Source organism: Streptomyces sp. NPDC057271 (assembly GCF_042668715.1).
Classification (GTDB): domain Bacteria; phylum Actinomycetota; class Actinomycetes; order Streptomycetales; family Streptomycetaceae; genus Streptomyces.
Map to the genome: position 1 here is coordinate 27,775 of NZ_JBHUYJ010000085.1, position 6,636 is coordinate 34,410.

General features: G+C 72.3%; 6 protein-coding genes. 2 read left to right on the forward strand and 4 right to left on the reverse strand.

Annotated features, from left to right (window positions below; all coding sequences use genetic code 11):
- The first annotated feature begins 255 nt into the window (after positions 1-255).
- Positions 256-2,007, forward strand: coding sequence for an ATP-binding protein (locus ACFUJR_RS29540; RefSeq protein ID WP_383171443.1), 1,752 nt, complete (start codon positions 256-258; stop codon positions 2,005-2,007).
- A complete protein-coding gene (locus tag ACFUJR_RS29545) occupies positions 2,004-2,234 on the forward strand; it encodes a hypothetical protein (RefSeq protein WP_383171440.1) in 231 nt (76 codons plus the stop codon). The genes ACFUJR_RS29540 and ACFUJR_RS29545 overlap by 4 nt, the downstream gene beginning before the upstream one ends.
- Here ACFUJR_RS29545 and ACFUJR_RS29550 read toward each other — a convergent pair.
- The 4 genes from ACFUJR_RS29550 to ACFUJR_RS29565 form a co-directional block, all read right to left on the reverse strand.
- Entirely contained in the window at positions 2,203-3,801 is a 1,599-nt protein-coding gene (locus tag ACFUJR_RS29550; RefSeq protein ID WP_383171437.1) for a cation acetate symporter, read from the reverse strand. The genes ACFUJR_RS29545 and ACFUJR_RS29550 overlap by 32 nt on opposite strands.
- Positions 3,798-4,322 carry a DUF485 domain-containing protein gene (locus ACFUJR_RS29555; protein ID WP_383171435.1) on the reverse strand — a complete coding sequence of 175 codons (525 nt, stop codon included), beginning with the start codon at positions 4,320-4,322 and terminating at the stop codon, positions 3,798-3,800. Before ACFUJR_RS29555 ends, ACFUJR_RS29550 begins: the two co-directional genes overlap by 4 nt.
- 98 nt (positions 4,323-4,420) lie before the next feature.
- Positions 4,421-5,161 (reverse strand): response regulator, encoded by a 741-nt coding sequence (locus ACFUJR_RS29560; RefSeq protein ID WP_383171432.1) that lies wholly within the window; start codon positions 5,159-5,161, stop codon positions 4,421-4,423.
- Positions 5,158-6,393 (reverse strand): sensor histidine kinase, encoded by a 1,236-nt coding sequence (locus ACFUJR_RS29565; RefSeq protein ID WP_383171429.1) that lies wholly within the window; start codon positions 6,391-6,393, stop codon positions 5,158-5,160. Before ACFUJR_RS29565 ends, ACFUJR_RS29560 begins: the two co-directional genes overlap by 4 nt.
- Positions 6,394-6,636 lie beyond the last annotated feature (243 nt).

The following is a 6,636-nucleotide window of genomic DNA, read 5'->3' on the forward strand; positions in this document are numbered from 1 at the left end:
CGCGGACCGCGACGCGCAGCCGTCGCACCTTCGACCGCCGACGGCCGCCGACGGCGTGCCCCGCCCACAGGGCCACCCGCACCCCTGCCCTCCTCGTCGCACGAGTGGTGCGGGTGGGAACATCCAGCCCGGCCGAAGACCGGGCGAACCCCCACCGGCCCGCGACCGCACATCGCCACGCACCCACCCGCCCCCCCGCCGCCCCGCGGTCCCGCACAGTTCCGGTCCCCACCCCCTCCCCGTACCGTTCCTGCCATGAGCCCCGCACCGACCACCCCCGCGAGCCCCACCAAGCGCCGTCGGCGGTTCGGCTGGCCGCGGCGGGTCTTCGCGCAGGTCCTGGTCATGCAGCTGGCCGTCGCCACCGGCGTCACGGTGCTGGCCACCGGCCTCTTCCTCGCACCGCTCAGCGACCAGCTCGACGACCAGGCCATGCGCCGCGCCCTCGCCATCGCCGAGACCACCGCCTCGCCCGAGGTCGCCGCCGCGCTCCGCGCGTCCGATCCGTCCGCCGGGGGTCCGGTGCAGGCCGAGGCCGAGCGGATCCGGCAGGCCACCGGCGCCGAGTACGTGGTCGTCATGGACACCCGAGGCGTGCGCTGGTCCCATACCGACCCCGCTCAGATCGGCAGGATCGTCTCCACGGACCCCAGCGCCGCGCTCTCCGGGCAGGAGGTCATGGAGATCGACAGCGGCACCCTCGGCCGCTCGGCGCGCGGCAAGGCGCCCCTGCGCGACGCGGACGGAACCATCGTCGGCGCGGTCTCCGTCGGCATCGAGTACGACAGCGTCCAGGACCGGCTCCTGGGGGCGATCCCGGGACTCCTCGCGTACGCCGGCGGGGCCCTGGCGGCCGGCGCCCTGGCCGCGTACCTCACCTCCCGCAGGCTTCAGCGGCAGACCCACGACCTCGCGTTCTCGGACATCTCCGCACTCCTCGCCGAACGCGAAGCCATGCTCCACGGCATCCGCGAGGGCGTCGTGGCGCTCGACCCCGCCGGCCGTATCCGGCTCGTGAACGACGAGGCCCAGCGCCTCCTCGGCATCGGCCACGAGGCCACCGGAAGCCCGCTGGAGGAGGCGCTCGGCTCCGGCCGTACGGCCGATGTGCTGGCCGGCCGCGTCACGGGCGACGACCTGGTGACCGTCCGGGGCCACCGCGTACTGATCGCCAACCGGATGCCGACGGACGACGGCGGCGCGGTCGCCACCCTGCGCGACCGCACCGAGCTGGAGCGACTCGGCCGCGAACTCGACTCCACCCGCGGACTGATCGACGCCCTCCGCGCCCAGGACCACGAGCACGCCAACAGGCTGCACACCCTCCTGGGACTGCTGGAGCTGGAGATGCACGACGAGGCGGTGGAGTTCGTCACCGAGGTCGTCGGCGTCCACCGCGCCACCGCCGAGCAGGTCACCGAGAAGATCCACGACCCACTGCTCGCCGCGCTCCTGGTCGGCAAGGCCGCGGTCGCCGCCGAGCGGGGCGTCTCTCTGCGGATCTCGGCCGACTCGCTGTTCCCCGACCGGCTGGTCGACCCGCGCGAGCTGGTCACGGTCGTCGGCAACCTCGTCGACAACGCTCTGGACGCCGCCTCGGGTACCGCCGACGCCCGCGTCGAGATCGCCCTGCGGGCCGAGGGCCGTACCGCTGTGCTGTGCGTCACCGACAGCGGGCCCGGCGTCCCGGACGACCGGCGCGAACTCGTCTTCACCGAGGGGTGGACCACAAAACAACTGCCCTCGCACGGCAAGCGGGGCCTGGGACTGGCTCTCGTACGCCGGCTCGCCGAACGTCAGGGCGGCAGTGCCCGGGTGGACACGGGCCCGGACGGTGGCGCCGAGTTCACCGTCGTCCTCCCCGAGGCGCTGAACGAGCCCGGGCCGTCGACGGCTCAGGACGAACGACCGGACACCGGTACGTCCCCGCCGGCGGCGCCCCCGCTCGGGCCGCCCGTACTCGGGCCTTCCCCGCTCGGGCCTTCCACGCTCACGGAGCCGCAGTGACCGACGTCCTGGTCGTCGACGACGACCCCCGCGTCGCCCAGATCAACGCGGCCCACGTGCGCCGACCGCATCTTCGGCGCCCTCTCGGCGGGCGCGGTCTGCCCGACCTTCCCAAGGGGCACTCTCCCACCACCGAGGAGCTGGTGCGGCAGGTGCTGCTCGCCGCCGACGGAGCCGCCTTCTCACACCGTCGGTTCACACCGCACCGGCGCCGGTCAGCGCCCTGACCTCCGTCTCCGCGTACCTGGCCGCGTCCGGCGGCTCCGAGGAGGTGACGGTCCCGATCCAGCCGGCCAGGAAACCGAGCGGGATGGAGACCACCCCCGGGTTCTGGAGCGGGAAGACCTGGAAGTCGACCCCCGGGAAGAGCGCGTCGGGGCTGCCGGAGACGACGGGCGAGAGCACGACGAGCAGCACCGCCGGAACAAGCCCCCCGTACACCGACCACACGGCGCCCCGCGTGGTGAAGTTGCGCCAGAACAGCGAGTACAGCAGTACGGGAAGGTTGGCCGACGCCGCGACCGCGAAGGCGAGTCCGACCAGGAACGCCACGTTGAGGTCGCGGGCGAGCAGGCCCAGTCCGATCGCCGCCACGCCGATTCCTGCCGCGGCGAGCCGCGCCACGGTCACCTCGCTGTACGGCTTCGCGCGCCTGCCCCGGCGGCGCAGTGAGGCGTACAGGTCATGGGCGACGGAGGCGGAGGAGGCGAGGGTGATGCCGGCGACGACGGCCAGGATGGTCGCGAAGGCGACGGCGGCGACGATCGCGAAGAGCACCGTACCTCCGGTGGATCCCGCTCCCCCGCCGAGATCGAGGGCGAGCAGCGGTACGGCGGTGTTCCCGGCCGCGTTGGAGGCGCGGACGGCGTCGGGGCCGATGATCGCTGCGGCGCCGAAGCCGAGGACGATCGTCATCAGGTAGAAGCCGCCGATGAGCCCGATGGCCCAGACGACGGAACGGCGGGCGGCCCGCGCGGTCGGGACGGTGTAGAACCGGGACAGGATGTGCGGGAGGCCCGCGGTGCCGAGTACGAGGGCGACGCCGAGGCTGATGAAGTCGAGCCGAGAGGTCCACTCCCCGCCGTAGCGCAGGCCGGGGGCGAGGAAGTCCCGTCCGTGTCCGCTGCGTTCGGCGGCCGTGGCGAGCAGGTGGTTGAAGTCCCCGTGGAAGCGGAGCAGGACGAGCACGGTGAGGGTGATCGTGCCGGCCATCAGCAGCACGGCCTTGACGATCTGGATCCAGGTGGTGGCCCGCATCCCGCCGAGCGACACATAGATCACCATCAGAGCGCCGACGCCGATCACGGTCCATGAGCGGGCGGCTTCGCTCGTGCCGCCGAGGAGCAGGGCGACCAGGCTCCCGGCGCCGACCATCTGGGCCACGAGATAGAGCACGGAGACCGTGACGGAGGAGGTGCCGGCGGCGATCCGGACGGGACGTTCGGCCATGCGGGCCGCCACCACGTCGGCGAGCGTGAACCGGCCGCAGTTGCGGACCAGTTCGGCGACGAGGAGCAGCACCACCAGCCAGGCGACGAGGAATCCGACGGAATACAGCATGCCGTCGTAGCCGAAGAGGGCGATCAGACCCGAGATGCCGAGGAAGGAGGCGGCGGACATGTAGTCGCCGGCGATGGCGAAACCGTTCTCCAGTGGGGAGAAGAGCCTGCCGCCTGCGTAGAACTCCTCCGCCGAACCGCGCCGGTTGCGGCTCACCCAGGTGGTGATCCCGAGTGTCACCGCGATGAACGCGCTGAACAGCAGCAGCGCGAGTGTCTGGTGGTCGTCGTTCACCCTCGTCCTCCCCGCGCCGACTCCTGCGCCCGTGTTTCGTCGAACACCGTCCAGCGCAGCTCCAGCGCGGCGCGGTCCCGCCGCAGCCGGGCGTGCCGGGCGTAGGCCCAGGTCAGCAGGAAGGTGGTGAGGAACTGTCCGAGCCCGGCGAGCATCGCCACGTTCACCGACCCGAGGACGGGACGGGCCATCAGCCCGGGTGCCGCCGTGGCCGCCACGACGTAGGCGAGGTACCAGATGAGGAAGGCCAGCGCGGCCGGGATCACGAACCGCCGGTAGCGACTGCGTACTTCCTGGAAGGCGGGGCTGCGCTGGACCTCCAGGTAGATGTCGGCGGCCCCGCGGTTGCCCTGCTGCTGACGCGGTACGGCCCCGGTCTGCGCCGAACCCTGTTCGGCCTTGGCGGTGGGCGTCTCCGCCGTCTCCGTGTCGGCCGACTCGCCCCAGCCGGAGGCGAGCGCGTCGTACCAGGGGTCGTCGATCCGCATCGCGGGGGCGCCCGGCTCTTCGTCCTTCTCCACCGGTGAACTCTCCTTGTCAGCGAACCGTTTCGGCCGCGTGCCCAAGGATGGACAGAGCGGGAAGATCCCGGACTCTTCTCCTTCCTCACTTCACCCCATCAGGTGACGGTTCTCCCAGGTGGTGCGACGAGCCCGTGCTGATATGCGTACCGGACGGCCTGCGCCCTGTCCCGCACCCCCGCCTTCGCGAAGAGATTGTTGATGTGGGTCTTCACGGTGGCGGTGGAGATACTCAGCCGGGCGCCGATCTCCTGGTTGGAGAGGCCGTCCGCGACCAGTGCGAGTACCTCGGCCTCGCGGTCGGTGAGCCCGTCGGGAAGCGGGCCCGACTGCCGCCGTGAGCCTCTTTGCACGTGGTGGGAAGGTCGTGCTCCTCCCTCGGGCTGGGACATCAGCTTTTCCAGGAGGCGCCGTTGGACGGAAGGCGCGAGTCCGGCCCGTCCGTCGAGCACATCCCGCACGGCCCGTACGATCTCCTCCCCTCCGGCGTCCTTGGTGAGATAGCCGCGCGCTCCTGCGCGGAGCGCCGGGAAGAGCGAGTCGTCGTCAGCGTACGTGGTGAGGACGACGACTTCGGTGCCCGGGTGTTCGGCGCGAATCCGCCGGGTCGCCTCCACCCCGTCGCAGCGCGGCATCCGAAGGTCCATGAGCACCACATCGGGGGCGAGTTCGGCGGTCAGGGCGACGGCCTCCTCGCCGTCCCTGGCGGCCCCGACGACCTCGATGCCGGGCAGCAGCCCCAGGACGAGCACGATTCCCTCCCGCACCATGGACTGGTCGTCGGCCACGATCACCCGCGCCACCTCGCGGTCGCCGTGCCGGTCTCCCGTACCGCTCATGCCGGCACCCGCAGCCGCACCGCGAAGCCGCTGCCCTCGGGGCCCGCGTCCAGCGTCCCGCCGAGCAGTTCGGCGCGCTCCCGCATGCCGAGCAATCCGTAGCCCGAGCCGGAGGCGCTGAGCCCCGCCGCCTCGGCCGTGCCGGACGCACCGACGGTGCCGGACACACCGACCGTGCCGGATACCCCGGGCCTGTCAGGGGCGACTGATGCCCCCGAATCCCGTATCTCCAAGGCGACCTCCCCCTTCTCGTAGCTGAGCAGCAACCGTGTCCTGGCCCCGGGTGCGTGTTTGCGGACGTTGGTGAGGGCTTCCTGTGCCACTCGCCGTACAGCCTGCGAGGCTTCCGCCGGAAGGTGTCTACGGGCTCCGATTACCTGGACCTCTGCCCTGTCCTCGCGCGCCAGCTCCCGCAGATAGTCCTCGACCGGCGCCATGTCGCCACGGAGCGCGGAGAGCGCCTGCCGGGTCTCGGCGAGCCCTTCCCTGGCCATGGAGCGGGCGGCCACCACCCGTTCCAGGATCGTCTCCCGCTCCGCGCCGACCTCTATCTGCAGCCGGGCCGCCTCCAGGTGGACCATCTGCGCGGAGAGGCTGTGCGCCAGGACGTCATGGATCTCGCGGGCGATCCTGGCCCGCTCGGCCAGGGCCGCGGAGGCCGCCTCGGCGTCGCGTGCCGCGCGTTCCTGGGCCAGCAGCCGGAACCCGGCGCTGCGGGCCTCGGCGTCCAGGCGCAGGGAGTACCCCGTGAGCAGTACGGCGGCGGTGGTGACTCCGGCCCCCAGGACCCCGGTCTCGTCCGCGTCCACGAATCCCCCGGCGAGGACGAGCACGGTGGCCAGGGCGACGAGCAGTGGCAGTCGCTCCATGGCGGTCACGGAGACGACGATCCAGAGAAGGGTGGCGGCGACGTGGGCCCCGGCGACATGCGCCGCGAGGCCGAGGCCGGCGACAGCGGTCAGCAGGCCGAGGGAGCCCGCGAGCCGGTTGGCAAGGGTCGCCCGCTGGTAGGCGGCGACCAGAGCCACCGCGAGGGCGAGACCCAGTGGGAGCAGCGCCCCGTACCAGCCGGGGAAGGCACCCGACCGGTAGGCGCTGACCACGATCCCGCCGCTGATCGCGGCGAGCAGCAGTCCGTCGAGGACGAGGCGGCCGCGAGGCACGCCGACCCGGGTCAGCGCCTCCGGCGCGGGCCATGCGAGCCACCGGGCTGTCGACTTGTCGCTTTTCACGTCCGTCCCCCTCCGTCGCTTCGATGCTACGGAGGGACGGCGCGGCTGTGATCGGCTCAGGGGTGGAGCTGGGTGGCTCCACCCCTGGGTGGCTCCACCCCTGGGTGGCTCCACCCCTGGGTGGACGGTCGGCCGGGCGCCGGCTAGGCGCAATGCCGGTGACTTAGGTTGTGCCTTGTCGGGTGGTGGTGATGGTGTTCGGTGCGGTTGGTGTCCGGTTGCGGTGCTCGGCCCGTTTGAGCG

Coding starts and splice junctions, on each gene's coding strand:
- ACFUJR_RS29540 (WP_383171443.1), top strand. CDS start 256: ATGAGCCCCGCACCGACCACCCCCGCGAGCCCCACCAAGCGCCGTCGG.
- ACFUJR_RS29560 (WP_383171432.1), bottom strand. CDS start 5,161: ATGAGCGGTACGGGAGACCGGCACGGCGACCGCGAGGTGGCGCGGGTG.